The organism is Micromonospora sp. NPDC049048 (assembly GCF_043197615.1).
Taxonomy (GTDB): domain Bacteria; phylum Actinomycetota; class Actinomycetes; order Mycobacteriales; family Micromonosporaceae; genus Micromonospora.
The window spans coordinates 280,544-306,014 of record NZ_JBICTM010000004.1; the positions used below are offsets into that span (position 1 = coordinate 280,544).

A 25,471-nucleotide genomic window follows, 5' to 3' on the forward strand; every position below is an offset into this window, starting at 1 on the left:
CTCGGTACGGTCAGACGGTGCGCTTCACCGCGGAGACGACGGTCTCCTCGACGCGTTCGTGGTTGGGCAACGGCGCGAAGTGCCGCTTGGGCAGCAGCAGCAACCAGGTGGCGACGTTGAACGGCCCGGTCAGCGCGGGGATGGCCAGCGGGGTGAGCACGGTGGCCAGGGCCAGCTGGACGAAGAGCGTCAGCGCGATGCCGAACAGGGTGTAGAGCGTCGCCAGCGTGCCGGGGCGGTGCATCACCGCGCCCACCGCGATGGCCGTCAGCACCGCGTTGAAGCCGTACAGGCCCTTGTCGAGCGAGGCCCCGTCGGCGCCGAACCAGAGCGCCAGCAGGGTCGCGCCGACGGCGCCGACCAGCGCGAAGAGCGCCGACCAGCGGGAGTTGACCAGCAGCGCGACCACGATGATCAGCCCGGTGACCCAGCTGTTGATCAGAAACACCTGGGACACGCCGCGCAGGAAGGTCGGCACGAGGGCCCAGTCGAAGCTGCCGCCGGCCAGCGGTCCCTGCCCGGGGAACTTCGGTGTCATGTCGGTCAGCACGGTGAACCGGTCGAACTGGTACGCGGCCAGCAGCAGCACCCAGGTGGTCAGCACGAACGGGAACGTGAACGCGGTCAGGCCCCACTTCTTGAAGATCGCGTTCAGGGCCAGCGTGACCACGGTCGTGGCGGCGGCGCCCAGCACCAGGTAGAGCCACATCAGCGGCCGGTCGTCGAGGAAGGTCGGGACGGCGAGCCCGGTCAGCAGCGGGCTGAAGCCGAACATCCCCTGCCGCAGCGAGGTCCGGTCCACCTGGAGGACGAGGGCCGTGGCGGTGCCGACGACGAGGCCGAGGACGCCGCCGCCGAAGACCCGTGGCTGGCCGTTCTCGACCGCCCCCCAGGCGAGCGCCACGAGGATGAGCAGGCCGGTCAGCGCGTTGTTCTGGAAGACGACCTGAGCGGGTCCGCGCAGGCAGGCGTCGACGAAGCCGACCAACGGGTTGCGGCTGCTCAGCCTGTGCCAGCCGTGCGTCACAGCGCTCACGGCAACCTCCTTGGTCGGCTCAACGCCAGCTGAACGCGGGCGGGAAGGTGTGGCCGGTCACCTCTTCGCGGGCGGCCACGCAGAAGGCGCGTACCGCGGCGCGGACCGGCTCCGTCTCCTGGCCGAGGACCTTGAAGACGAGACCCGCGTCGTTCGGCAGCCGGCTGACGGCGCTGGCCAGCGGGGTCCGCTCGTCCCAGACCGGCGCCGAGGTCCGCTCGTAGACCCGGGCGGCCCGCTCGGGACCGGTGAGCAGCACGACGTTGCCGAAGATGTGGAAGCGGTCCATGACCCCGACCCGGGCCGCCTCGAACGTGGCGGGGGCCGCCACGAACTTCTCCACGAACAGCTGCCGGCCGTCGGGCCGCTCGGCCCGCACGGAACAGGAGAACAGGTCGTACGCGAAGAGTTCGCCGTCGCGGTAGTGCTTGCGGCCGGGTTGCAGGATCTCGCCGTAGAGCAGCGTGGCGCTGGCCGGCAACCGCACCCGGGTGTCGGTGACGAACCGGCTGCCCCGGTACGGGATGGTGGGCTCCGGCAGGTACTCCAGGTAGGCGTCCTCGGCGAGGGTGAACCGCTGGATCTGCGTGCCGTAGTTCGCGTCCATCTCCTGGATCTTGGTGGCGGACTGGGTCACCAGGTGCGCCTGGCTGCCGGGCGCCAGGTCCACGTCCACGTGCAGCCGGTCGCCCTGCAGCACCCCGCCGGAGGTGGTGAGGATCATGACGCAGGGCAACTGCGGCATCTCCTCGTCCCAGTAGAGCGCCCGCTGCACCAGCAGCGGCGACTGCCGGTAGAGGTCGTGCAGGATGGTGCGCTCCCCGCGCCGCTCGAACCCGAGGCGCAGCACCCCGACCTTGCCGTTGGACGCGGCGGGCAGCTGGGCCGGTTGGTCCTGGTACGGCTCCAGCTCCCGCGCACTGTCCAGTGTGATCATGCGACCACTTCGGCGTCGAAGAGCGCGTTGCGGCGGATCAGCGAGACCAGCTCGTCGACGCCCTCGCCCGTCTTGCAGTTGGTGAACACGACCGGCTTGCCGTCGCGCATCGCGTCCGCGTCGCGCGCCATGACGGCGAGGTCGGCGTCCACGTAGGGCGCCAGGTCCGTCTTGTTGATGACGAGGATGTCGGACTTGGAGATGCCCGGACCGTTCTTGCGTGGGATCTTGTCGCCGGCCGCGACGTCGATGACGTAGATGAAGTAGTCGACCAGCGCGGGGCTGAAGGTCAGGGTGAGGTTGTCCCCGCCGCTCTCGATCAGCACCACGTCGCTGTCCGGGAAGCGGGCCTCCATGTCCTCCACGGCCGCCAGGTTCATGCTCGGGTCCTCGCGTACCGCCGTGTGCGGGCACGCGCCGGTCTCCACGCCCAGGATCCGCTCCTCGACCAGCACCCCGGTCAGCGCGCGCCGCACGTGCTTGGCGTCCTCCGTGGTGACGACGTCGTTGGTGATCACCAGCACCCGCAGTCCGTTCTCCACGAACCGGGGCACCACCGCCTCGATGATCGCGGTCTTGCCGCTGCCCACCGGGCCGCCCACTCCGATACGACTTGCCGACTTCATCTCGTGACCTGTCCTTCTGGGGAGTTCGGTTCAGATTCGGGAGGGGATGGTTCGCGCGGTCGCCCGTCGGCTCTCCGCCGGGCACTCAGCTCATGAACATCCGCACGTGCGTGTGCTGGTGCGCGGCGGCCAGGACGTCGAGGTGGGGGCCGAAGGTCTGCATGTCGTCGAGGTCCGCGGTGCGCACCTCGCGGTAGTCGTCGGCGACCTTCTCGTTGACCGCGAAGAGGATCGACTGTGCGTCGAGGTGGTCCACCCGCATCAGCCGGACGGCCGCGCCGAGCACCGTGGAGGCCGTGCCGTACTGGTGGGCCGCGAAGGCGTCCTCCTCGCCGACCCCGAGTTCGGCGAAGACCACCCCGAGGGCGACCGGGTAGGTGACCGGCACGCCGTTCGCCGACTCGCCGATCCGCTTCTTCAGCAGGGTCTCCCCGACGATCCGGGTCGCGGCCTCGGCCAGCTTGCGTCCCATGCGTACGGACATGACGCGCATCTCTTCGTTGATCTTGCGCAGGTGGACGGCCTCGTCCGCGAGCCGGATCCGGTCGAGGTCCCCGGCGGCGGCGCCCCGGTGGCCTGCGAGCAGGGCGACGCCGTCTCCCGTGGCGGCGAGCCGGGTGACCGTCCGGACGAAGTCCTGGAGGGTCCTGCGGTCGTGGACGACCCCGTGCTCCACGGCCATCTCCAGCCCGTTGGAGAAGGAGAAGGCGCCCACCGGGAAGACCGAGTCGCCGAACTGCAACAGCTTCAGGGTCTCGACCATCGTGCGCACCGCCGGCCCCTCAGTTCAGGTCGGCGGGCAGGTGCGAGTGCGGCGTCGAGTCGGCCCCGCCGAACAACCGCCGCGACTCGTGCGGCGCGAGGTACGCGATGACCTCCGTGCCGGGGACGAACTCGTGGGTGATGCCCGTGAAGGCGTGGGTACGCATCACCGAGTCCATGACCTTGCGGTCGACGGTCAGCGGGACGTACATCTTCGAGCCCTTGACCACGGCCGGCCAGTGCTGGTTGCCGATGGCGTGCCCGAGTTCGACGGCCGAGCGGATCAGCAGTTCGGCCGACTCCCCGCGCAGCTTCTCGAGGTCGACCACCATGACGTCGCCCAACCGCACCCGGGCCACCACCGCCGTGGCGGTCAGGTCGTCCCAGGCCAGGACGTCGCCGTCACGCAGCCGCACGCCCCGCGCCAGCGAGACCGCCAGTTCCGCGCCGGAAGTCGTCGTCTTGCGGATGCGGCTCTTCTGGGCGTCCCACTGGTCGAGCACCAGGTCGTCGACGCGCGCTTCCTTCAGCCGGGCCGTCCAGTCCGGCTCGTTCATGTTGCCCAGCACCGTCTCGACGAGCACGGGCCTCTCCTCTCGGTCGGTGTGCCGGGACCGCACGCGTTCGACGGACGGTCCCGGCGGCGTCAGCTGAAGAAGTAGAGCTGGCTCAGGGGAAGGTTGCGGGCCGGCGGCACCGTCGCGTGGACGCCGTCCATCTTCACGGCGAAGGTCTCCGGATCAACCTCGAGCTTCGGCGTCCGGTCGTTGCGCACCATGTCGCGCTTGGTCAGTCCCCGGGTCCGGTACACCGGCATGACCTGCCGTTGCAGGCCGAGCCGCTCGGCGATGCCGGCCTCGTACGCGGCGCGGGACACGAAGGTCACGCAGGTCTTGGCGAGCTGGCTGCCGTACGCGGCGAACGAGGGCCGGTAGTAGACCGGCTGCGGCGTCGGCAGCGAGGCGTTCGGGTCGCCCATGATCGACCAGGCGATCATGCCGCCCTTGAGGACCAGCTTCGGCTTGGTGCCGAAGAAGGCCGGCTCCCAGAGCACGAGGTCGGCCATCTTGCCCGGCGTAACCGAGCCCAGCACGTGCGAGATCCCCTGGGTGATGGCCGGGTTGATGGTCATCTTGGCCACGTACCGCAGCACCCGGAAGTTGTCGTTGGCGTCGGAGTCCTCGGCGAGCTTGCCGCGGGTGGCCTTCATCTGCCCGGCGAGCTGGATGGTCCGCAACCAGGTCTCGCCGACGCGCCCCATGGCCTGCGAGTCGCTCTGCATCATCGAGATGACGCCCTCGTCGAGCAGCACGTCCTCGGCTGCGATCGTCTCCGTGCGGATCCGGCTCTCGACGAAGGCCACGTCCGAGGGGACCTGCGGGTTGAAGTTGTGGCAGACCATGATCATGTCGTACAGCTCGGACTGGCTGTTGATGCCGTAGGGCACCGTGGGCGTGGTCGAGCTGGGCAGCACGTTCATCTGGCCGGCGATCTTGATGACGTCGGGCGCGTGGCCGCCGCCGGCGCCCTCGGTGTGGAAGGTGTGGATCGTCCGGCCCTCGAACGCGGCGATGCTGTCCTCCAGGTAGCCGCTCTCGTTGAGGGTGTCGGTGTGGATGCTGACCTGCACGTCGAACTCGTCGGCGACGTCCAGGCAGGCCCGGATCACCGCGGGCGGGGCGCCCCAGTCCTCGTGGATCTTGAAGCTCGGCGCGCCGGCCATGATCTGCTCCACCAGGGGCGCGCGGCCGGTGCTGTTGCCCTTGGCCATCAGGCCGATGTTGATGGGGATGCTCTCGAAGGCCCGCATCATCGCCTGGATGTTCCACGGCCCGGGAGTGATGGTGACGCCGTTCGTGCTGTCGGTCGGGCCGGTGCCGCCGCCCCACAGGGTGGTCACACCGTTGCTCAGGGCGGCCTGCGCCTGCAACGGCGTCACCAGGTGCACGTGCGTGTCGATGCCCCCGGCGGTCAGGATGAGGTGCTCGCCGGAGATCGCCTCGGTGCCCGGTCCGGTGATCAGCTCGGGGGTGACCCCGTCCATGATGTTCGGGTTGCCGGCCTTGCCGATGCCGGCGATCTTGCCGTCCTTGACCCCGACGTCGGCCTTGACCACGCCGAGGGTCGCGTCGAGGATGGTCACGTTGGTGATGACCAGGTCCAGGCCCCCCTCGGCGTTGGTGTACTGGTTGTGCACCCCCATGCCGTCGCGCAGGGTCTTGCCGCCGCCGTACATCACCTCGTCGCCCAGGACCCGCAGGTCCTTCTCGATCTCGATGTAGAGATCCGTGTCGCCGAGGCGGATCTGGTCGCCCGTCGTGGGGCCGTACATTCCGGAATACTCTTGCCGGGAGATCTGGCTCATCTGTTCTTCTCTCCTGCCCGAGGCTGGCAGCCCTGCGGGATAGTGGACCTACTTCTTCTTGCCCTCGGGCTTGTCCTGTTGCTCGGGCTTCTCCTGCTGTTCCGGGCCGAACTTGAAGCCCCGGGTCTTGGCGTTGTGGATCGCCGCCGTCCGGTCCGGCCGGTAGCTGGGCATCGACTCGCTTCCGCTCCAGCCCTGCACCAGCCCGTTGAACCCGTAGACGCGCTGCTGCCCGCCGAAGGGAATGAGCTGCACGGTCTTCTTGTCGCCCGGCTCGAAGCGGATGGACGTCGTCGCCGGGATGTTGAGCCGCCTGCCGAACGCCGCCTCGCGGTCGAAGGCGAGCATCCGGTTGGCCTCGAAGAAGTGGAAGTGCGAGCCGACCTGGATCGGCCGGTCGCCGGTGTTCTGCACGACGACTTCCGTGACCGGCCGGCCCGCGTTCAACTCCAGCGGCTGGTCGCTGAGCACGTACCCGCCGATGGGCCGCACGTGCTTGGAGTTGGGGCCGGGATGCTGCTTGGCCATCTCTGCTCCGCCTTTCTCGAAGATCGCGTCCGGACTCCTGCGCCTACCGGATCGGCGAGTGCACGGTGACCAGTCGGGAACCGTCGGTGAAGACCGCCTCGACCTGCACCATGGGCAACATGTCCGGCACGCCCGGCATCACGTCGTCGGCGCTCAGTGTGCTGCGGGCCTCGTTCATGACCTCTTCGACGGTCTTGCCCTCCCGGGCCCCCTCGAGCGCGGCGGCGCAGATCACCGCGACGGCCTCGGGGTGGTTGAGCTTGATCCCTCTGGCCTTGCGGGCGTTGGCGACGACGGCCATCGAGAGGATCGTGAGCTTGTCGAATTCCTTCGGTGTCAGATGCACTGTTCGGGTCCTTCGCGACTGTCGATCGGGGGCGACCGGCCGGGCCGGACGGACTCGGCTCGGCCTTGGCACCGGCAGCTCAGCTTGACCAGTATGTCCGCTACGCCGGTTAAGTGTCGCTTCGAGTAGGACCGTACGCTTTGCGCTGCCGGTGCGGACCGGAATCACGCAACTCCGCGTCCCGTATCGACGCGTCCGCCGATCAGCCGGAGCGGTCGGCGCCGCCGCGGGAGCGCCGGGCGCGCCCACCGGCGGCCCACATCTGCTGGATCTCCTCGAGGGTCCTGCCCTTCGTCTCCGGCAGGTACCGCCAGAGGAACAGGAAGCCGATCACACAGGTGCCGGCGAAGAGCGCGAACACCCCGGATCGCCCCAGGGCGCTGAGCATGTTCAGGAAGAACTGCGTGACGAGGTACTCCGTACCCCAGTGCGTGGCGGAGGCGATCGCCACGCACCGGCCCCGGATGTGTCCCGGGAAGATCTCGTTGATCACGGTCCACGCAGCCGGCCCGATCGACATGGCGTAGAACGCGACGAACATGACCACGCCGACCAGCAGGAAGACGCCCGCGTCGGTGGGCTGGTGCCCGGCCGCCGCGGCCCGCTCCGCGCCCGGCCCCAGCTGCGCGAAGCTGAGACTGACCACCACGAGCGAGACCGCCATGCCCAGCAGGCCGACCAGCAGCAACGGACGACGGCCGAGCCGGTCCAGGAAGGCGACCGCGACCAGCGTGAAGAGCGAATCGACCCCGCCGATCGCCCAGGTGGTCGCGGTGAGCTGCTCCTGCGGGGTGTGGAAGCCCGCCGCCGAGAAGATCGGGTCCGCGTAGTAGATGATCCCGTTGATGCCGGTCAACTGCTGGAACAGGGCCAGGCCGACGCCGAGCGCCAGCGGTCGCCGCCACCGCCGCGAGAGCACCTCCCGCCAGCCCGCCTGCCCCGCCGTGAGTCCCTCCTCGACAGCGTGCAGTCGCTGCGGCACCTTCTGCGCCGGCGTGGTCGCCTTCAGCGACGCCTCCGCCCGGCGCTTGTCTCCCCGCTTGAGGTACCAGACGGCGGAGTCCGGGATCACGGTGGTGACGAGTGCCAGGGCGACGCCCAGCAGCGCCGCCGCGCCCAGCAGATAGCGCCAGGAACCGCCCGACTCGAACAGCTCGTCGGCCAGGTAGCCGATGAAGATGGCGAACGTGGTGGAGAACTGGTACACGGCCAGCAGGCTGCCCCGGATGCGTTCCGGCGCGGCCTCCGCCGCGTACATCGGCCCGGCGACCGACGCCACCCCGATGCCCAGCCCCAGGATCAGCCGCGCCCCGAACAGGACCCCCAGCACCGGCGCGGCCGCCTGCAGGATCGTGCCCGCCACGAACGCGGTCGCCGCGACCCGGAGCGCCCCGCGACGGCCGATCCGATCCGCGAGGTGACCACCGAGCAACGCCCCCACCAGCGCCCCGGGGGTCACCCAGCTCGCCGCCACCTCGACGGCGAAGGTGTCGGCCTGGAAGGTCCGGCGGATGTCGCGCAGCGCCCCGCTGATGACGCCCTGGTCGTAGCCGAAGAAGGCGCCGGAGAGGACGACGACGGAGAGGACCGCGACGAGGTTCCGCCTCGGTGGCCGCCCCCGCCCGCGTCGCCGGCCGCCGCTGGCAGACACGGCGCCCTCCCTCCCGCGCGAGCTACAGGCGATCCCCTCCCGAGATGGCGCGACACCACGAGGCTATAGCCGAGAAGTCCCACTTGTGCCGGATAGACCCAAACGACAAGCTCCGGCCCCCGCACCCGCTGCGGGGTCCGGGGGCCGGCTTGTGCGGGCGGATCAGGTGGCGCTGATGGTGCCCGTCATCAGCAGGGCGAGCACCAGGGTGCCCACCGCGACCCGGTACAGCACGAAGACGTACAGGGTGTGGTGGGCGACGTAGCGCAGCAGCCAGGCGATGGCCGCGTAGCCGACGCCGAAGGCGATGATGGTCGCGATGATCATCTGGGCCAGGCTCGGCACCGACGTGCCGGGGGCCGCCGGTTCGAAGACGTCACCGACGCTGAAGATCCCGGACATCACCACCGCCGGGATGGCCAGCAGGAACGAGTAACGCGCCGCGGCCTCCCGGGTGAGGTTGAGGAACAGCCCGGCGGTGAGCGTGCCGCCGGAGCGGGACACTCCCGGGATGAGCGCCATCGCCTGGGCGAAGCCCATCACCACGCCGTCGCGCATCCTGAAGTTCTCCAGGGTGCGGGTCTGCCGCCCCCAGTACTCCGCGAAGGCCAGCACGAACGCGAACACGATCAGCGTGGTCGCCACCAGCCACAGGTTGCGCCCGGCGGTACGGATCTGGTCCTTGAACAGGAACCCGAACAGCCCGATCGGGATCGAGCCGACGATGACGTACCAGCCCATCCGGTAGTCGAGGCTGGAACGCACCGACTTGTCCCGGATACCGACCAGCCACGTACGGGTGATGCGCCAGATGTCCTTCGCGAAGTAGATCAGCACCGCCGCCTCGGTGCCCAACTGGGTGACCGCCGTGAACGACGCCCCGGCGTCCTGGTCGAAGAAGATCGCCGAGGTGATCCGCAGGTGACCGGACGAGCTGACCGGGAGGAACTCGGTCAGTCCCTGGACGATGCCCAGGACGATGGCCTCGATCCAGGTCACTCGCCGACTCCCGAGAGGTCCAGCGCCTCGGCGACGGTACGCAGGGTCTGCACACCGCTGTCCCGGTCGCCGACGAACAGGGTCACGGAGAGGGTGGTGACGCCGGAGGCGGCGTACTCCCGCATCCGCTCGGCGATGCGCTCCTTCGGACCCAGCAGCGAGGTGCGGTCGATGAACTCCAGCGGCACCGCGGCGGCGGCGTCGCGCTGCCGCTTGGCCAGGTAGAGGTCCTGCACCTCGCGGGCGGCGTCGCCGTAGCCCATCCGGGTGGCGAGCTGGTTGTAGAAGTTCTGCTGACGGCTGCCCATGCCGCCGACGTAGAGGGCCGCGTACCAGCGCACCAGCTCGGCGCAGGTGGCGACGTCGTCGCCGACCACCACGGGCACCGACGGGACCACGTCGAAGCCGGCGAGTTCCTTGCCGACCTTCGCCCGCCCGGCGCGCACCGACGCCAGCTGCTCCTCGGCGAACTCCGGGCTGTAGAAGATCGCCAGCCAGCCGTCGGCGATCTCGCCGGCCAGTTCCAGGTTCTTCGGGCCGACAGCGGCGAGGTAGATCGGGATGTGCTCGCGCGGCGGGTGGAAGCCCAGCTTCAGCGCCTTGCCCGGGCCGTCGGGCAGCGGCAGCGTGTAGAACTCGCCGTCGTACGCGACGGACTTGCGGGCGACGGCCAGCTTGACGATGTCCACGAACTCGCGGGTCCGCGCGAGCGGCTTGCCGAACCGCACGCCGTGCCAGCCCTCGGAGACCTGCGGGCCGGACACGCCGAGGCCGAGCCGGAACCGGCCGCCGGAGAGCGCGTCGATGGTCGCCGCGGTCATCGCGGTCATCGCCGGGGTACGGGCGGGGATCTGCATCACCGCGCTGCCCAGGTCGATCCGTTCCGTCTGCCCGGCCATCCAGGAGAGCATGCTCGGCGAGTCGGAGCCGTAGGCCTCCGCCGCCCACACCACCGAGTAGCCGAGCCGGTCCGCCTCCTGGGCGAAGGCCAGGTGATCGGCCGGTGTGCTCCATGCTGTCTGGTATCCGAGGCTGAGCCCGAGTCGCACTAGGTCCTCCCCCATCCGCACCACAGGTCGCATCAGGTTACGCAATGCCGGAAGGAGGCCCGTCCACCGGTCACCACCACCCGAACGGCGTCCGGACGGTCGGAAAAGCGACGCGCCCGACACACTTGACGGCGGCGAGGATATCGGCGGACCGCGGTTCGAAATAAGGTTCACCCATGCAACAGCGACCGCTCGGCCGAAGCGGGCTGGCGGTTTCGCGGCTCGCGCTCGGCACCATGACCTGGGGCCGGGACACCGACGCCGACGATGCGGCCGCCCAGCTGAAGAGTTACCTCGACGCGGGCGGCAACCTCATCGACACCGCCGACGTCTACGGCGACGGCGACGCCGAGTCGGTGATCGGGTCGCTGCTGGGCACGCTGGTGCCGCGCGAGGAACTGTTGATCGCCACCAAGGCGGGGCTGCGCCCGGGCAGCGGCCGGCGGCGGGACGGCTCCCGTGGGCACCTGCTGCGCACCCTGGACGCCTCGCTGCGCCGGCTCGGCACCGACCACGTCGACCTGTTCCAGCTGCACGGCTACGACGCCGACACCCCGCTGGAGGAGACCCTCGCGGCGCTCGACCACGCGGTGGCCAGCGGCCGGGTCCGCTACGTCGGCGTGTCGAACTTCGCCGGTTGGCAGACCGCGCGGGCGGCGGCCTGGCAGAGCGCCTGGCCGGGGCGCGCGCCGGTGGTGGCGGCACAGGTGGAGTACTCGCTGCTGGAGCGGGGCGTGGAGCGGGAGGTGCTGCCCGCCTGCGAGGCCCTCGGGCTGGGCGTGCTGCCCTGGTCGCCGCTGGGTCGCGGGGTCCTCACCGGCAAGTACCGGCACGGCCGGCCCGCCGACTCGCGGGCGGCCTCGGCGCACTTCGAGCGGTTCGTCGCCACCTACCTGGAGCCCCGCTGCTCCAGCATCGTGGAGGCGGTGGCCATCGCCGCGGGCGGGCTGGGCGTCTCCCCGACGGAGGTGGCGCTGGCGTGGATCCGCGACCGGCCCGGGGTGGTGGCCCCGATCCTCGGCGCGCGGACGGTCGGGCAGCTGCTCGGCGCGCTCCAGGTCGAGCGGATGACCCTGCCCGAGGAGATCGTCACCGCGCTGGACGACGTGTCGGCCGTACCCGTGGGCTACCCCGAGCGCGACGGCTGACCCCGGCCCGGGGGTGCGCGTGCGGTCAGGCCGTGGGGCGCTGGCCGGGAAGATCGCGTACGGCGGCGAGGAAGCGGGACTGGTCGTCGCGGGTGGCCGGGTTGACGATCCGGATCCAGGAGCCGTCGTCGAACACGATGGTGGACGGGAACTGCACCAGGCGGGCCCCGTGCTCGGAGTCGATGCGGGCGACACGCTGCCGCGGCACGCTCCACAGCACCTGCGGACGCCGCCGGTCCTCGCGGTCGGGGTCGGGGCGGCGGCCCATCCGCAGCAGGTGCAGGTGGGTGTCGGTGACGGCCAGCGGGGTGCCGGTGTAGCGCTCGAGGAAGAGCAGCAGGCTGCCGGCGAGCGTGGCCAGGTCGCCGCTGAAGACGTACCGCCGCCGGTAGGCGATCTCGGCGAGCTGGTCGGCCAGCGGTCGGTGGCGGCTGAGCCGGAACAGGGCCCGGAACGCCTCCTGCTCGGCGGTGAGCGGCAGCGGCTCCCGGGGCGCCGATCCCGGCGCCGGCTCCGGCTCGGCCGCCTCCGGCGTGCCCGCGGCGAGGACGGCGGCCTTGCCGGGCAGCAGCAGGACGCCGGCGGCGACGCGTACGGGCGTCATCACGGCGTCGACCCAGGCGACCGGGTTGACGATGTTGAGCAGCCCGAACAGCGCACGCGGGTCGAGCGCCTCGGCCAGTTCCGCGTGCACCCGGTCGGCGAGCTGGCTGCCGGCCCGGTGGGTCTCCGGGGCCCGTACCGGCGCCAGGCCGACGTAGCGGATCTCCTCGCCGGGCAGCAGGGGCGCGACGAGGGCGCGCTCGGGCTCGTCGGTGGTGCGGAACTCGTCGCGCAGCTCCCGGGCCTTGTCCCGGGCGGCGCGCGCACCCCCCAGCACCGCGTCGGTCAGCCGGCCCAGCCGGCTGCGCCCCTCGGACACCGCGCACCCCCTCGATCGGCCGTCACCTGCCGGCCGGCTCCTGCGCCGGCGGCTGCCCGAAGACATTCTGGTCGATCCACTCGGCGCCACCCCGTACCGCCGCGTCGACCTTGTCACCGACCTGCTCCGTGCCGGGCACCGACAGGCCGGAGACCGTCGCCACGGTGCCCCAGGTGACGCCGTGCACGACGGAGTTCGGGATGTTCCACGGCAGGTTGGTGACCCAGTCCCGGCCGATCATGCGCGCCCCGTCGGCCATGCCGTGCGCCCGCAGCGCCCCGAGCCGCTCGAACGTGCTCATGTCGAACGGCGTGCCGGACTTGCCGAGCTTCCAGGTGCCCTTCGCCGGGTCGGTGAACCGGTGGTGCCACTTGTCGGCGGCGCCGGCGGCGCGGCGCCGGTCGGCGTACTTCTGGCCGGCCCGCAGCGCCTTCTGCTTGTCGACCAGCTTGTCCAGGTGGTTGCGCAGCTTGCGCAGGTGCAGCAGGACCCGTTGCAGCAGCCGGATGACCTTCTGCAGGTGCGCCGCCAGCGGCCGGATGATCTTCAGCATCCGAGCGAGCGCGATCATGCCCCGGGTGACCCCGAGCGCCATCCCGGCCGCCCAGGACGCCCCGGCGGTGAAGGGCGCCATCAGCAACGCGGTGACCAGGGTCACCAGCAGGAAGTTGACGAACTCGACGCAGATGTCGACCAGGACGTCGTGCACGGTCTGCAGCGCGTCGGCCACGCCACGCAGGTACTCGGCCGTGGCGGCGAACTGTTCGGCGACGTCCAGCAGTTGCTGCTCGACCTCGGCCATCCGCCGCCCGTACGCCGCGCCGGACGGGGAGCGCCAAGCGGCCTGCTCGGCCTCGCGTACGCCGCGGTGGTTCATGGCCAGCTCCCGCACCTGGCCGGCGAGGGTGTCCCACTCGGTGGCCTTGGCGCGCAGCGCGGCCGGTTCGCCGTCGACGAGGTCGACGAGCTGGATGAGCGGCCAGGCGAGGGTACGGCAGACAGCGTCCACCGCCTTGTCCACGCCGGAGAGGGCGGTGTCGATGCCGTTCCAGAGTTCGACGGCGGTGCCCGCGGGCCCGCTCACCGGGTCATCCCGGCGCCGATGGCGCGGAAGGAGGCGTCGATGTCCTGCTCGGTGCGCTCGTACGCCTCGGCCGTGGCGCCCAGCGTGCCGCCGACCCGCTCGAACGCGTCGTGGCCGGAGCGGAACAGCTCCACCCCGCCGGTGACCTGCTCGGCGTACTTGTCGCGGAGCATGTCGCTGACGAACGGCAGGTGCCCGAAGGCCCCGTCCGGTATGTCGCCGGCGGACGCGATGTGGCTCTCCAGCGCGCTCAGCGAGGTGGCCACCCGCTTCGCCGCCGCCTCCAGCCGACGTACCGCCTGCACGTCGACGTCGATGTCAGGCACGCCGTTCCTCCCCCGTTCGCCCGGCGGGACGACGATACGATCATGTCGCCGCCAGCCGCCACCCCGGAAGACACCGCGCACGGGAGGTTCTCATGTCAGACCCGCTGTCCGCGTTCGACACCCTCGCCGGACGGCTCGCCGACATCGAGCGTCGCTTCGCCGGGCTCACCGACGACCTCAACGAGCTGACCGCCACGGCCACCGACGACAGCGGCCTGGTGTCCGCGACCGTCGACGCCACCGGCGCGCTCACCGACCTGAGCCTCGCGCCGACGGCGCTGCGGGCGGGCACGGAGGATCTCGCGGCGATGGTGCTCCAGGCGTACCGGCAGGCCCGCGCCGCGGCGACCGCGCAGCTCGGCGAGCGCACCGAGGGTCTCGACGCGACGCTCGGCGCGGACCTGAACGGGCTCTTCGGCGCCCCCGGCGACTTTGCCTCCCTCGGCCGGCTGGAGGAGGCCATGGGACGGCTCGGGCGACTCGACGGCCGCCTCGCGGGGCCGCCGGCATGACCTCGTCGGGCTGGCCCGACGTCGTCGCCCGGCTCCACGACACGCTGTCGGGCTGCGACCACGACACCGACCTGGAGCTCGCCGCCGGCCCCCGCCGGCTGCACCTCATGGTGCGGCGGAACTCCGTGCGCGGGATCTGCCCGCCCTACGACGAGCGACGCCTGGCCGAACTCGGCTGGCAGGCGCCGCGCGGGGCCGGCGGCTGGTGGTACGAGACGCCCCGCACCGCCGAGGGGCTGCGCTGGTGGAGCGGGTTCGCGGCGCAGACCGCCGCCGTGGTTCTCACCACGGAGCCCGGCGCGCTGTCCTGCCAGGTCCTGCCGCCCACCGGCCCCCGGGTGCGGCCGGAGCCGACGATGCCGCGCGGCCGGGCCGCGAGACCCGCCGCGCCCGTCGCGGACGCCACGAGACCCGCCGCGCCCGTCGCGGACGCCACGAGACCCGCCGCGCCCGTCGCGGACGCCACGGAACCCGCCGCGCCCGTCGCGCACCCCGGCGTGCCCGCCAGCGATTCCGCGGAGCCGGTCGCCCCCGCCGGGGCATCCGCGCAGCCCGGCGCGGGCGTGGTGGAATCCGCTGCCGACCCCGTGCGGGCGCCCGCCCCGCCTCCTCCGGGCCCGTCCGTGCTGGACCTGCTCGACGAGGCCGGCGCGCGGCGGGACCTGCCCGGCTACCTCGGCATCCTGGCCGCCTCGGCCGTCTGCGTACCGCTGGCGGCGGAGCCGGGGCCGGACGGCGACGTGCCGTGGACGATCGTCACCGACCCGACGGGCGCGCCGCTGCTGCCCGTCTTCACCTCCCCGGACGCGCTGACCGCGTTCGCCGGGGAGGGCGTGCCGTTCGTCGCCGTGCCCTGCGCGGACCTGCTCGCGGACTGGCCGGACCCGGCGTGGGGGCTGGTGGTGGACGCGGGCACCCCGCGCGCCCTGGCCCTCGGCGCGTCGTCGCTGGCCGCCCTGCTGGCGGCGAACCCGCCCGCCGGCTGACCGGCCCGTTTCCGATCGCGCTACCTGCCGCGCCGCGCGATCCGTACGCCGAACGCGACCGCGCCGACGACGAGCAGACCGCCCAGGAGTTGGAGGCCCGGCGAGTCGTCCGCCTCCCCGAGCACCACGCCGGCGACACCGAGCGCGCCGGCGAGAACGGCGAGCAGATACCTCATGGCGTCTCCTCCACCCATTCGAGCAGGTCGCCGGGCTGGCAGTCGAGCACCCGGCACATGGCCTCCAGGGTGCTGAACCGGACGGCCTTGGCACGGCCGTTCTTGAGCACCGCCACGTTCGCCGGGGTGAGACCGACGCGCTCGGCGAACTCGCCCACGCTCATCTTGCGCTTCGCCAGTTCCACGTCGATGCGGACGACGATGGGCATCAGATCACCGCTTCCATGTCGGTCCGCAGCGTCGTGGCCTGCCGCAGCAGCGCGCGCATGACGACCATCAGCAGGCCCAGCACGGCCACGCCCACCAGCAGCAGGAACAGCAGCAGCGGCAGCCCGGGGTCGGACGCGTTGAAGCCGACGTAGAGGAACACGCCCAGCAGCACCACCCAGGCGGCCACGACCGCCCACACGATCGTGTCCACCCACGCCAGGGCGGCGTCGCTGAAGATGCGGTCGTTCCTGACCATGGTGAGCAGCCGCCAGGTGGCCACGATCACGACCTGGACGCACAGCACCCAGAAGACCGCGACGGCGGTCATCGGCCACCTGAGGTAGGCGAGGTCGGGGGACTCCTCGGCCATGTGCGCGAACTGCCCGGGCAGCGAGAAGGCCTGAAGCATGACCAGGATCCCGAACAGCACCACGAGGAACACTCTGAGCGGCGCCACCGCTCGATGCTCGTTCAACATGCATCGACTATCGCTCGCAACCTATCGATTGTCAATCGGTTCGGCAATCTCTCCCGACGCCCCGCGCGACCGGGTCGGGCGCCGCGCGCGCGACGCCCCGCCCGGTGGCGGCGGCGAGGGGGTGGCGGACGGCCGGCCGGCTGGGCAGCATGGATCCCATGGACTACGAGTACGCGCCGCTGCGGCTGCCGCCGAACGTCGACCGGTTGACCGCCGCGGCGCAGTTGGCGATCCAGGCGGAGTTCTCCGGGTGGGAGTTGGCGCGGGTACGGCTGTACCGCGACGGCACGCGGCAGGTCATGCTGCGTCGCCGCCGGGTCAACCAGCCGCAGCCCGGCCTGTCGTACTGAGCACGACAGAAGGCCCGGGGCCGACCATCAGGTCGGGCCCCGGGCCTTCGCCCGTGGCGGGCGTGCCGTCAGCGCCTAGTGGACGTGGTCGTGCTCCTCGTCGAGCTCCATGAACGGGTGCTCGTCGAGCCGGCCGACCAGCCGGTCGTCGGCGGCCGGCTGGAACGGGCCCACCGGGTCGTCGTCGTCGAAGGACTCCAGGTCGACCGGCGTGCCGACCTCGCTGACCATCACCACGCCGTCGAGCGCCTCCAGCTCCGGCACGTCCAGCGCGCCGAGCGAGCCGTCGCCGCTCTGGAGCAGCTCCAGCACGGCCTCGCCGACCCCCTCCACGGGCTCCGGCTCGTCCTCGGCCGGGGTGCTCTCCCGCCGGGCCGCCTCGGCGATGCGGATCAGCGCCGACACGCTCGGCACCCGGTAGTCGCGCCGCTGCCGCACCGAGACGACCCGCGGGTGCGGGTCGGTGGGCTCCGCGCCCTCCACGGCGCCGAAGCGCTGGTCGGCCTCGTCCGGGTCGATCGACTCGACGTCCCAGGGGGTGACCTCGCCGAAGGCGTCCAGGAGTTGCTCGTCGTACGCGAAGGACGCGTTGTTCAGCGCGACGTACGCCTGCCAGACGTCGTCGTCGTCGATGCGGCCCTGCGCGGCCCGGACGGCGGCCAGGTGGTGACGGGCCGCGTCGATCACGCGCTCGAGGGCGGCGTCCAGCTCACCGTGCTGGTCGGTCATGTGGGTCAGTCCCTTCACGATCAGAGGTTCCCGCCGGAGGTGCCTGGCGGGGGCTAGCAGGTGCGGAGGAACCGGTCGAGAACCCGCACGCCGAACTGTAGTCCGTCCACCGGAACCCGCTCGTCGATGCCGTGGAACAACGCGGAGAAGTTCAGGTCGGCGGGCAGCCGCAGCGGCGCGAAGCCGAAGCAGCGGATGCCGAGCTGCGAGAACGCCTTGGCGTCGGTGCCGCCGGAGAGCATGTACGGCACCGGGTGCGCCCCCGGGTCCTCCGCGCGCAGCGCGGCGGACATCGCGTCGACCAGGTCACCGTCGAACGTGGTCTCCAGCGCCGGCTGACGCTGGAGGTACTCGATGGCGATGTCCGGGCCGACCAGCTCGTGCAGCTGCCGCTCCAGCAGCTCCGACTGCCCGGGCAGGCTGCGGCAGTCGATGGTGGCGGTGGCGCGGCCGGGGATCACGTTGTCCTTGTACCCGGCCGCGAGCCGGGTCGGGTTGGCGGTGTTGCGGATCGTCGCGCCGATGATGTTGGCGATCGGCCCGAGCTTGGCGATGGCCGTCTCCGGGTCCTCCGGGTCCAGCTCGATGCCGAGCAGGTCGGAGACCTCCTCCAGGAACGCCCGTACGGTGTCGGTCACCACCACGGGAAAGCGGTGCCGACCGATCCGGGCCACGGCCTCGGCGAGCGCGGTGACCGCGTTATCGTCGTGGATCATCGAGCCGTGCCCGGGGCGACCCCGCGCGTGCAGGCGCAGCCAGTCGATGCCCTTCTCGGCGGTCTCGATCAGGTATAGCCGCTGGTTCTCGTTGACCGAGTAGGAGAAGCCGCCGACCTCGCCGATCGCCTCGGTGCAGCCGTCGAGCAACCCGCGGTGCCGCTGGACCAGGAAGTGCGCGCCGTAGTCGCTGCCCGCCTCCTCGTCGGCCGTGTACGCGAGGACGATGTCGCGGGGTGGGCGTACCCCGGTGCGTTGCCAGTGCCGCACCACGGCCAGCACCATCGCGTCGAAGTCCTTCATGTCGATGGCGCCCCGGCCCCACAGGTAGCCGTCACGCAGTTCCCCGGAGAACGGGTGCACCGACCACTCGTCGGCGTCGGCCGGTACGACGTCGAGGTGGCCGTGCACCAGCAGCGCCCCGCGGCTCGGGTCGGTGCCCGGGATGCGGGCGACCAGGTTGGCCCGACCGGGCGCCGACTCGTGGATCACCGGCTCGACGCCCACCTCGGCCAGCTTCTCCGCCACGTACTCGGCGGCGAGGCGTTCCCCGGCGCTGGTGTCGTTGTCCCCGGTGTTGGTGGTGTCGATCCGCAGGAGGTCGCGGCAGAGGTCGACGACCTCGCCGGTCGGGTCGGGTCGGGCGGAGGCGTCGCTCGTCATCGGATTCCTTCCGTGGATACTTCGGCCTTCAGGCCGGAGAGGAAACGGAACCCCTGCGGAGCAGGGCAGGAAAAGCCCATCCGCCGCCAAGGCGGATAGGCGCCCACTCGCATGCCACCGCAAGGCTTACTGGCTAGCTTGCTAGATTGTGAGACGTGCCCAAGACCGTGAAGCGGGCGTTCAAGTTCCGCTTCTACCCGACCGACGCGCAGGTTTCCGAGCTTGCCCGCACGTTCGGGTGTGTCCGGCTGGTTTACAACATGGCGTTGCAGGCCCGCACCGAGGCGTGGACGCTGCGCCAGGAACGGGTCAACTACAACGCCACGTCGGCGATGTTGACCACGTGGAAGAAAACCGACGACCTGGCCTTCCTCAGCGAGGTGTCGTCGGTGCCGTTGCAACAGTGCCTGCGGCACCTGCAAGTCGCGTTCACGAACTTCTTCGCCAAACGAGCCCGGTACCCGAGCTTCAAGAGCAAGAAGAAGTCGCGCCGGTCGGCGGAGTACACCACCAGCGGGTTCCGCTACCGCGACGGCCGGCTCACCCTGGCGAAGATGACCGAGCCGCTGGACATCGTGTGGTCCCGACCACTGCCCGAGGGCGCGAAGCCGTCCACGGTGACCGTGTCGCAGGACGCGGCCGGTCGCTGGTTCGTGTCGCTGCTGTGCGACGACCGAATCGAGCAGGTTCCCACTTCGGGCATGGTCGGCGTTGACGCCGGCCTTGACAGCCTGCTGACCCTCTCCACCGGAGAGAAAGTCGTAAACCCGAAGCATGAGCGCCGTGACCGGGCCGCGCTCGCCCGCGCCCAACGGAACCTGTCCAAGAAGGAGAAAGGCTCCGCGAACCGGGACAAGGCCCGACTCAACCTCGCCCGCGTGCACGCCCGGATCACCGACCGCAGGCGGGATCACCTGCACAAGTTGACCACTCGGCTCGTTCGTGAGAACCAAACGATCGTGATCGAGGATCTGACCGTGCGCAACATGGTCAAAAACCGCAGCCTGGCTCGTGCTATCAGCGACGCGGCTTGGCGACAGTTCCGCACCCTGCTCGAATACAAGGCCGACTGGAACGGCCGCAACCTCGTTGTTGTGGACCGCTGGTTCCCGTCGTCCAAGCTGTGCTCGGCGTGTGGTGCGCTCGCTGAGCGGATGCCGCTGAACGTGCGGTCGTGGACCTGCCGGTGCGGCAACGCCCACGACCGCGACGTCAACGCGGCCCGCAACATTCTCGCGGAGGGGCTCTCCGTGATTGCCTGTGGAGGCGGTGTAAGACCTCAACGAGAGTCCTCTCGGACGGGGCGTCCGTCGGTGAAGCAGGAAACCTTTGGGGTGACCCAGGAAATCCCCGCCCTTTAGGGCGGGGAGGATGTCAACGCTTCTTCATACCAGGGCCCCGCCCGGCGCGGTCGTCCCGCCCCGACGGCCGGCTCCGCTCCGCCCGGCGCCGCCGCGCTCGCCACCGCCAGGGGCCCGTCGGGGTCCACGGCCGGCGGGCGACCGGGCACGGTTTCGCCGCCGACGGAGCCGGGTACCGCCGCTCGCGACCGTTACCCACCACACGCTCCGCCCGCCACCAGAGGAGGGCACCATGACCGTTCCCCTGCCACCGCTGCCGCCGACCGGAGAGGACGACGGCTTCCGGCCGGGCGGGCGCAGCATCGCCGACATCCTCGACACCGAGCACCGGCAGTTGCGCGAGTTGCTGGGGCGGCTCACCGGCCCCGGCCCGGAGCCCGCCCCCGAGCGGGGCCTGGAGGTGCTGACGGCGGCGCTGTCGCGGCACCTCTCCGCCGAGGAGCAGTACCTGCTGCCCGCCGTACGCGCCGCCCTGCCCGACGCCGCCGAGCGCATCGACCGGGCCATCGCGGACGACCGGGCCCTGCTGACCGCCCTGCGGGAACTCGACGGCGACGGGCTCGCCGACGTCGCCGCGCGGGTGCACCGCCACGTCGAGGAGGCGGGCGCGCTGGTCGCGGCGCTGCGCGAGGTGGCCACCGCCGAGGAGCTGATCCGGCTGGGCAACCGGTTGGAGATCGCCGAGGAGGCGGCCCCCACGCGCCCGCACCCCGGCACCCCGGCGAGCCCTCCGTGGAACCGGGTCGTGGAGCCGGCCGTGGGTGTGGTCGACAAGGTGCGCGACGCCGTCACCGGCCGACCCACCTACCTGGCCGACCTGGCCGACCTGACCGAGCCGCCGCCGGCCTGAGCCGGTGGGCCCGTTCGCGGCGCGGCGGGCAGATCGGAAGCACATCGGGGATCGTTGATCCGTTCAGGGCCTTCCGTCGATCGCTACGGGGTCATACCGTCACGGTATGAATCTGGAGCTGCGACACCTGAGGGTGGTCTGCGCGATCGCGGAGACGGGGAGCGTGACCAAGGCGGCATCGACGCTCGGCCTGGCCCAGCCGGCACTCACCGCCCAGCTCCAGCGCATCGAGCGGACCCTGGGCGGGCCGCTGTTCGAACGGGACCGCCGGGGCGCCCGCCCGACCGCCCTCGGCGAGCTGGTGCTCGCCCGGGCCCGGGTGCTGCTGCCGGCGATGAAGGGCCTGCAGGACGAGGCGGCGCGGCTGGCCGGCGCCGGGGACGTGCCCCGCCGGTACCGGTTCGGCGGGGTGAACAGCCCCATCCTCGGCCGTCTGGTGCACCGCCTCGCCGCCGAGCCGCCACCGGCCCAGATCACCACGCACGCCTCCTGGTCCGCCGAGGAGCTGGCCCAGCTGGTCGCCGGCGGGCGGCTGGACTTCGCGCTGATCGGGGTGTGCGGCGACGCGGCCCCACCGGCCGAGTTCGGGCTGAGCTGGCGGGAGGTGGCGGTCGACCCGGTCCTCGTGCTGCTGCCGGAGCACCACCCGCTGGCCGGGCAGACGGAGGTGAGCCTGGTGGACCTCAGCGGCGAACAGTGGGTCGCCGCGCCCGGCGACGGCTGCTTCGGCGACTGCTTCGCCGCCGCCTGCGCCCGCGCCGGCTTCACCCCCCGCAAGGTGTACGAGACCGACGTGCGCTGCTGCATCGACATGGTGGACTCGGGCGAGGCCATCGCGCTCTGCCAGGCCACCTTCCGCCCGGTCTCCGGGCTGGTCACCCGGATGCTCGCCGGTACGCCGCTACGCTGGCGGCTGATGCTGGGCTGGCACCCCGACTCCCCCGCCGCCCGGGACGCCGACCTGGTGCTGGAGAACGCGCTGGCCGCGTACACCGACTCGCTGGCGGCCCACCCGGAGTACCTGTCCTGGCTGCTGCGCAACCCGGCCTACGGGGCACGGGGGCTGACGGCCGCCGACGCCGACGGGGTGCGAACGGCGTGACGCCGGGTATCAGGCGGGCATGACCGATCCCTACCCCGCCGCCGTCGACCGGGAGGTCCTCCGGCAGGCCGCCGCCACGCACACCGCCGCCGCCCGCGAGGTGGAGACGTTCCTGCGTCGCCTGCCCGACGTGCCCGACCCGGCGGACATCACCGAGTACGCCAACCTGCTGACCCGCGAGGAGCGGGCCCGCGCCGACCGTGAGGCGGCGGCCGACGCCGCGGGCCTGACGATCGGCAGCCTGGAGAGCGAGCACGGCTGACCACGATCGCTGAGCACGACCAGCGGCGCCCGGGAGGCCCCGGGCGCCGCCAGTCGTGCGGTGTCAGCGCTCGACGAGGACGTCGTGGCCCAGATCGAGCAGGGCGTGCCGCCACTCGTCGTCGGCATTGCCGCGCGGCGGCTTCTCGTCCAGCCGCGTCTGGATCTCGTCGATGGCGTCCCGCATCACCCGGATGTCCTCAGGCGTGAGGTCGACCTTGCGTTTGGTCAGCACCCGCAGGATCCGCCGGCCCAACCCGGGCAGGTCGAGGTCCGGGTCGGGCCCGAACGACTCCTCGCCCGAGCCGCGGGTCAGCAGCCACTGCCGCAACTGCTCCGACGGGACGTTCACCTGGGCGTGGAAGTCGTCCCAGAGCACCTCCACCTCGGGTTCGAGCCGCTGCTCGCGTACCATCAGCCCTCCTCTCGGCGGCGGTCGGACTCCGCCGGCTCGGGGTCGTCGCCCTGCTGGCCTGCGCCCCCCGGCGGCATCCGCACCCGGGCGGGGTTGGCGGTCGGCGGGGCCAGGATCGGATCGGTGCGGTCGCTCTCGTCGTGGGTCTCCTCGGGTTCGGTCATGTCCGCCCTCCGCTCATCGGGGATGGGACGTCGCGGCCGGGCTGTAGCCGCGCTCGCCGGCCGCCACGTCGAAGGCGAGCCGCCCGTCGCGGGCGTCCACGGTGACCTTCTGGCTCGGTGAGATCGCCGACTCCAGCAGCATCCGGGACAGCTGGTTGTCCACCTCCCGCTGGATGACCCGGCGCAGCGGCCGGGCGCCGAACTCCGGCTGGTAGCCGTGCTCGGCGATCCAGTCCATGGCGGGCGTGGTGAAGTCGACCTGGATGTCCTGCGCGTGCAGCCGGCGGCGGGTCTCCTCCAGCAGCAGGCCCGTGATCTGGCGCAGCTGCTCGGCCTCCAGCCGACGGAAGATGATCACCTCGTCGATGCGGTTGAGGAACTCCGGCCGGAAGTTCTCCTGGAGCCGGCGCATCAGCCGCTCGCGCAGCTCGTCGCGCTCCTGGTCGCTGCCCTCGGCGCCGGTGCCGAACCCGACGGCGCGCTGGGCGCCGGTGATCAGCTCCGAGCCCAGGTTGCTCGTCATGATCAGTACGGTGTTCTTGAAGTTGACCGTCCGACCCTGACTGTCGGTGAGCCGCCCCTCGTCGAGCACCTGGAGCAGGATGTTGAACACGTCGGCGTGGGCCTTCTCGATCTCGTCGAGCAGCACCACCGCGTACGGGCGGCGGCGCACCGCCTCCGTGAGCTGGCCGGCCTCCTCGTAGCCGACGTACCCGGGCGGGGCGCCGACGAGCCGGCTGACCGTGTGCCGTTCCTGGAACTCGCTCATGTCGAGCCGGACCATCCGGTCGGCCTCGCCGAACAGCGCCTCCGCGAGGGCCCGGGCCAGCTCGGTCTTGCCGACGCCGGTCGGCCCGAGGAAGAGGAAACTGCCCATCGGGCGGTCCGGGTCGGCCAACCCGGCACGCGACCGGCGGACCGCCTCGGCGACGGCGGTGACGGCGTCCTGCTGGCCGACCACCTTCTCGTGCAGGTGCCCCTCCAGGCGCAGCAGCCGGTCGCGTTCCTCCTCGGTGAGCTGGCTGACCGGGATGCCGGTGGCGCGGGAGACCACCTCGGCGATCTCCTGCGGCCCGACGGCCGGCACCTGCGACGAGCCGCCCTCGTCACCCCGGGCCAGGCGGATCTGCTCGTCCAGCTCGGCGAGCCGGTCGCGCAGCGTGGACGCCTTCTCGTACTGCTCGTCGGCGACGGCCTGCTCCTTGTCGCGGCGTACCTCGTCGAGCTGCGTCTCCAGCTCCCGCACGTCGGAGGCGGGGGTGCGGGTCCGCAGCCGGACCCGGGCGCCCGCCTGGTCGATCAGGTCGATCGCCTTGTCCGGCAGGAACCGGTCGGTGACGTACCGGTCGGACAGCTCGGCCGCGGCCACCAGCGCCTCGTCGGTGAAGCGCACCTGGTGGTGAGCCTCGTACCGGTCCCGCAGGCCGCGCAGGATCTGCACGGTGTCGTCGACGGTGGGCTCCGGCACGAACACCGGCTGGAACCGGCGGGCCAGCGCCGCGTCCTTCTCGATGCTCTTGCGGTACTCGTCCAGCGTGGTCGCGCCGATCACCCGCAGCTCGCCCCGGGCCAGCGCCGGCTTGAGCATGTTGGAGGCGTCCATGCCGCCCTCGCTGCCCGCCCCGCCCGCGCCGATCAGGGTGTGGATCTCGTCCAGGAAGACGATCAGCTCCTCGCGGTGCGCCCGGATCTCGTCGATGACCTTCTTCAGCCGCTCCTCGAAGTCGCCCCGGTACCGGGTCCCGGCGACCAGCCCGGCCAGGTCGAGCTGGATCACCCGCTTGCCGAGCAGCGTCTGCGGCACGTCGCCGTCGCAGATCCGCTCCGCCAGCCCCTCCACGATCGCGGTCTTGCCGACACCGGCCTCACCGATCAGCACCGGGTTGTTCTTCGTCCGCCGGGACAGGATCTCGACGGCCTGCTCGATCTCGTCGGCCCGGCCGATGACCGGGTCGATCTGGTCGTTGCGGGCCAGGTCGGTGAGGTCCTGGCCGTACTGGTCGAGGGTGGGCGTGCCCCGGTCGGGCTTCGGCCCGGTCATCGGCCCGCGCTCGGCGCTGGCGGCCTGCAACGACTCCGGCTGGATCCGCCCGGCGGCGAGCATCCGCCCGGCCGGGGACTCCGGGTTCAGCGGCAGCGCCATGAGGATGTGCTCGGGGCCGATGTAGTTGGCGCCCATCGCCCGGGACAGCTGGTGGGCGTCGAGCAACGCCCGCTTGGCCGCCGGGGTGAGCGACAGGTTCGGCGGCACCTCGCCCCTCGGCGCGCCCTCGCCGCGCCCGCCGAGCGCGTTGAGCAGCGTGTCCGGGTCGGCGCCGGCGCGCCGGACGAGGTCGCGCAGCGGTTCGCGTTGCAGCGCGGCCCAGAGCAGGTGGTCGGTGTCGAGGTCGCTGCTCTGCCGCTGGGCGGCCCGGCGGGCCGCGTCGGCGAGCATCTCCCGGGCGTCGGCGGTCATCAGCCGGGTGATGTCGACCCGGTGCGTGGGTCGGCGCCCACCCTCGCCCCGGCCGAAGTACCGGGCCAGGAACTCGTCCCAGGGGTCGGAGCCGAAGTCACCGGGTCCCATCATGTCTGTCCTCCGCAGTCGGGCGCGACGGTCGCCAGGGGCTACCCGGCGGTCGGCCCGACAAACGCCACAATCCCGCCACCCGCCCGGTGAGGCGAGGGCACGCTGCGGTGGCGGAAGGGACCCTTCCTCCGCCTCGCGGGCGGGGTGGGT

At 71.8% G+C, this 25,471-nt stretch carries 29 protein-coding genes and 1 pseudogene; 8 read left to right on the plus strand and 22 right to left on the minus strand.

Features of this window, described 5'->3' with window-relative positions; all coding sequences use genetic code 11:
* Positions 1-10 precede the first annotated feature (10 nt).
* The 11 genes and pseudogenes from yut to ACGFIG_RS15950 all read right to left on the minus strand — a co-directional run bounded on the left by yut (position 11) and on the right by ACGFIG_RS15950 (position 10,299).
* Positions 11-1,036, minus strand: coding sequence for an urea transporter (gene yut / locus ACGFIG_RS15900; protein WP_393003379.1), 1,026 nt, complete (start codon positions 1,034-1,036; stop codon positions 11-13).
* 19 nt (positions 1,037-1,055) lie between these two features.
* Positions 1,056-1,973, minus strand: coding sequence for an urease accessory protein UreD (locus ACGFIG_RS15905; RefSeq protein WP_393003381.1), 918 nt, complete (start codon positions 1,971-1,973; stop codon positions 1,056-1,058).
* Positions 1,970-2,599, minus strand: a complete 630-nt coding sequence (gene ureG / locus ACGFIG_RS15910) for an urease accessory protein UreG (protein WP_393003383.1) — start codon at positions 2,597-2,599, stop codon at positions 1,970-1,972. Before ureG ends, ACGFIG_RS15905 begins: the two co-directional genes overlap by 4 nt.
* Positions 2,600-2,684: 85 nt before the next feature.
* Positions 2,685-3,362 carry an urease accessory protein UreF gene (locus tag ACGFIG_RS15915; protein ID WP_393003385.1) on the minus strand — a complete coding sequence of 226 codons (678 nt, stop codon included), beginning with the start codon at positions 3,360-3,362 and terminating at the stop codon, positions 2,685-2,687.
* Between the two features lie 19 nt (positions 3,363-3,381).
* Positions 3,382-3,945 (minus strand): urease accessory protein UreE, encoded by a 564-nt coding sequence (gene ureE / locus ACGFIG_RS15920; RefSeq protein WP_393003387.1) that lies wholly within the window; start codon positions 3,943-3,945, stop codon positions 3,382-3,384.
* A gap of 62 nt (positions 3,946-4,007) precedes the next feature.
* The gene (locus ACGFIG_RS15925; RefSeq protein ID WP_393003389.1) at positions 4,008-5,726 is read right to left on the minus strand and encodes an urease subunit alpha; all 1,719 of its coding nucleotides are present in this window, start codon (positions 5,724-5,726) and stop codon (positions 4,008-4,010) included.
* A 192-nt stretch (positions 5,727-5,918) separates the two neighbouring features.
* A pseudogene (locus ACGFIG_RS15930) lies at positions 5,919-6,254 on the minus strand (urease subunit beta); the annotation flags it as partial.
* Between the two features lie 43 nt (positions 6,255-6,297).
* Positions 6,298-6,600 (minus strand): urease subunit gamma, encoded by a 303-nt coding sequence (locus ACGFIG_RS15935; protein ID WP_132237885.1) that lies wholly within the window; start codon positions 6,598-6,600, stop codon positions 6,298-6,300.
* A 202-nt stretch (positions 6,601-6,802) separates the two neighbouring features.
* Positions 6,803-8,251 (minus strand): sugar porter family MFS transporter, encoded by a 1,449-nt coding sequence (locus ACGFIG_RS15940; protein WP_393003391.1) that lies wholly within the window; start codon positions 8,249-8,251, stop codon positions 6,803-6,805.
* 162 nt (positions 8,252-8,413) lie between these two features.
* Positions 8,414-9,250 (minus strand): undecaprenyl-diphosphate phosphatase, encoded by an 837-nt coding sequence (locus tag ACGFIG_RS15945; protein WP_393003393.1) that lies wholly within the window; start codon positions 9,248-9,250, stop codon positions 8,414-8,416.
* Complete coding sequence (locus ACGFIG_RS15950; RefSeq protein WP_393003395.1) at positions 9,247-10,299, minus strand: LLM class F420-dependent oxidoreductase; 1,053 nt, start codon at positions 10,297-10,299, stop codon at positions 9,247-9,249. Before ACGFIG_RS15950 ends, ACGFIG_RS15945 begins: the two co-directional genes overlap by 4 nt.
* A 176-nt stretch (positions 10,300-10,475) precedes the next feature.
* On the opposite strand from ACGFIG_RS15950, the gene ACGFIG_RS15955 reads away from it, so the two are divergent.
* The gene (locus ACGFIG_RS15955; RefSeq protein ID WP_393003397.1) at positions 10,476-11,447 is read left to right on the plus strand and encodes an aldo/keto reductase; all 972 of its coding nucleotides are present in this window, start codon (positions 10,476-10,478) and stop codon (positions 11,445-11,447) included.
* A 25-nt stretch (positions 11,448-11,472) separates the two neighbouring features.
* Here the strand turns inward: ACGFIG_RS15955 and ACGFIG_RS15960 are convergent, their stop codons facing one another.
* The 3 genes from ACGFIG_RS15960 to ACGFIG_RS15970 are packed head-to-tail and all read right to left on the minus strand — an operon-like array spanning position 11,473 to position 13,779.
* On the minus strand, positions 11,473-12,369 hold the full coding sequence (locus ACGFIG_RS15960) for a hypothetical protein (protein ID WP_393003399.1): 897 nt from the start codon (positions 12,367-12,369) through the stop codon (positions 11,473-11,475).
* A gap of 22 nt (positions 12,370-12,391) precedes the next feature.
* The gene (locus ACGFIG_RS15965) at positions 12,392-13,453 is read right to left on the minus strand and encodes a WXG100 family type VII secretion target (RefSeq protein ID WP_393003401.1); all 1,062 of its coding nucleotides are present in this window, start codon (positions 13,451-13,453) and stop codon (positions 12,392-12,394) included.
* The gene (locus ACGFIG_RS15970; protein ID WP_393003403.1) at positions 13,450-13,779 is read right to left on the minus strand and encodes a hypothetical protein; all 330 of its coding nucleotides are present in this window, start codon (positions 13,777-13,779) and stop codon (positions 13,450-13,452) included. The genes ACGFIG_RS15965 and ACGFIG_RS15970 overlap by 4 nt, the downstream gene beginning before the upstream one ends.
* A gap of 92 nt (positions 13,780-13,871) precedes the next feature.
* On the opposite strand from ACGFIG_RS15970, the gene ACGFIG_RS15975 reads away from it, so the two are divergent.
* Positions 13,872-14,291 carry a YbaB/EbfC family nucleoid-associated protein gene (locus ACGFIG_RS15975; protein WP_393003405.1) on the plus strand — a complete coding sequence of 140 codons (420 nt, stop codon included), beginning with the start codon at positions 13,872-13,874 and terminating at the stop codon, positions 14,289-14,291.
* Positions 14,288-15,277, plus strand: a complete 990-nt coding sequence (locus ACGFIG_RS15980; protein ID WP_393003407.1) for an SseB family protein — start codon at positions 14,288-14,290, stop codon at positions 15,275-15,277. The genes ACGFIG_RS15975 and ACGFIG_RS15980 overlap by 4 nt, the downstream gene beginning before the upstream one ends.
* A gap of 20 nt (positions 15,278-15,297) precedes the next feature.
* Here the strand turns inward: ACGFIG_RS15980 and ACGFIG_RS15985 are convergent, their stop codons facing one another.
* The 3 genes from ACGFIG_RS15985 to ACGFIG_RS15995 are packed head-to-tail and all read right to left on the minus strand — an operon-like array spanning position 15,298 to position 16,120.
* Entirely contained in the window at positions 15,298-15,453 is a 156-nt protein-coding gene (locus ACGFIG_RS15985) for a hypothetical protein (RefSeq protein ID WP_393003409.1), read from the minus strand.
* Complete coding sequence (locus tag ACGFIG_RS15990) at positions 15,450-15,662, minus strand: helix-turn-helix transcriptional regulator (protein WP_357093745.1); 213 nt, start codon at positions 15,660-15,662, stop codon at positions 15,450-15,452. The genes ACGFIG_RS15985 and ACGFIG_RS15990 overlap by 4 nt, the downstream gene beginning before the upstream one ends.
* Positions 15,662-16,120 (minus strand): DUF2975 domain-containing protein, encoded by a 459-nt coding sequence (locus tag ACGFIG_RS15995; protein ID WP_393003411.1) that lies wholly within the window; start codon positions 16,118-16,120, stop codon positions 15,662-15,664. The genes ACGFIG_RS15990 and ACGFIG_RS15995 overlap by 1 nt, the downstream gene beginning before the upstream one ends.
* A 179-nt stretch (positions 16,121-16,299) precedes the next feature.
* On the opposite strand from ACGFIG_RS15995, the gene ACGFIG_RS16000 reads away from it, so the two are divergent.
* Positions 16,300-16,491: a DUF5703 family protein gene (locus tag ACGFIG_RS16000; protein ID WP_393003413.1), complete on the plus strand. Its 192-nt coding sequence runs from the start codon at positions 16,300-16,302 to the stop codon at positions 16,489-16,491.
* A 75-nt stretch (positions 16,492-16,566) separates the two neighbouring features.
* On the opposite strand, the gene ACGFIG_RS16005 is transcribed toward ACGFIG_RS16000, so the two are convergent.
* Positions 16,567-17,220 carry a hypothetical protein gene (locus ACGFIG_RS16005; RefSeq protein ID WP_393003778.1) on the minus strand — a complete coding sequence of 218 codons (654 nt, stop codon included), beginning with the start codon at positions 17,218-17,220 and terminating at the stop codon, positions 16,567-16,569.
* A 53-nt stretch (positions 17,221-17,273) separates the two neighbouring features.
* Positions 17,274-18,599, minus strand: coding sequence for a M20/M25/M40 family metallo-hydrolase (locus tag ACGFIG_RS16010; protein ID WP_393003415.1), 1,326 nt, complete (start codon positions 18,597-18,599; stop codon positions 17,274-17,276).
* A gap of 155 nt (positions 18,600-18,754) precedes the next feature.
* Here ACGFIG_RS16010 and ACGFIG_RS16015 point away from each other — a divergent pair, with 155 nt between their 5' ends.
* The 4 genes from ACGFIG_RS16015 (at position 18,755) to ACGFIG_RS16030 (ending at position 22,174) form a co-directional block, all read left to right on the plus strand.
* A complete protein-coding gene (locus tag ACGFIG_RS16015; protein ID WP_393003417.1) occupies positions 18,755-19,960 on the plus strand; it encodes an RNA-guided endonuclease InsQ/TnpB family protein in 1,206 nt (401 codons plus the stop codon).
* A gap of 232 nt (positions 19,961-20,192) precedes the next feature.
* On the plus strand, positions 20,193-20,810 hold the full coding sequence (locus tag ACGFIG_RS16020) for a hemerythrin domain-containing protein (RefSeq protein ID WP_393003419.1): 618 nt from the start codon (positions 20,193-20,195) through the stop codon (positions 20,808-20,810).
* A gap of 106 nt (positions 20,811-20,916) precedes the next feature.
* Positions 20,917-21,912, plus strand: a complete 996-nt coding sequence (locus tag ACGFIG_RS16025) for a LysR substrate-binding domain-containing protein (protein ID WP_393003421.1) — start codon at positions 20,917-20,919, stop codon at positions 21,910-21,912.
* Between the two features lie 19 nt (positions 21,913-21,931).
* Positions 21,932-22,174: a hypothetical protein gene (locus ACGFIG_RS16030; protein WP_393003423.1), complete on the plus strand. Its 243-nt coding sequence runs from the start codon at positions 21,932-21,934 to the stop codon at positions 22,172-22,174.
* 63 nt (positions 22,175-22,237) lie between these two features.
* On the opposite strand, the gene ACGFIG_RS16035 is transcribed toward ACGFIG_RS16030, so the two are convergent.
* Genes ACGFIG_RS16035 through ACGFIG_RS16045 form a run of 3 tightly spaced genes read right to left on the minus strand, consistent with a single transcriptional unit; the run spans position 22,238 to position 25,321 of the window.
* Positions 22,238-22,588, minus strand: a complete 351-nt coding sequence (locus tag ACGFIG_RS16035) for a DUF3140 domain-containing protein (protein WP_393003425.1) — start codon at positions 22,586-22,588, stop codon at positions 22,238-22,240.
* On the minus strand, positions 22,588-22,752 hold the full coding sequence (locus ACGFIG_RS16040; RefSeq protein WP_393003427.1) for a hypothetical protein: 165 nt from the start codon (positions 22,750-22,752) through the stop codon (positions 22,588-22,590). The genes ACGFIG_RS16035 and ACGFIG_RS16040 overlap by 1 nt, the downstream gene beginning before the upstream one ends.
* A gap of 13 nt (positions 22,753-22,765) precedes the next feature.
* Positions 22,766-25,321 (minus strand): ATP-dependent Clp protease ATP-binding subunit, encoded by a 2,556-nt coding sequence (locus ACGFIG_RS16045; RefSeq protein ID WP_393003429.1) that lies wholly within the window; start codon positions 25,319-25,321, stop codon positions 22,766-22,768.
* Between the last annotated feature and the right edge of the window lie 150 nt (positions 25,322-25,471).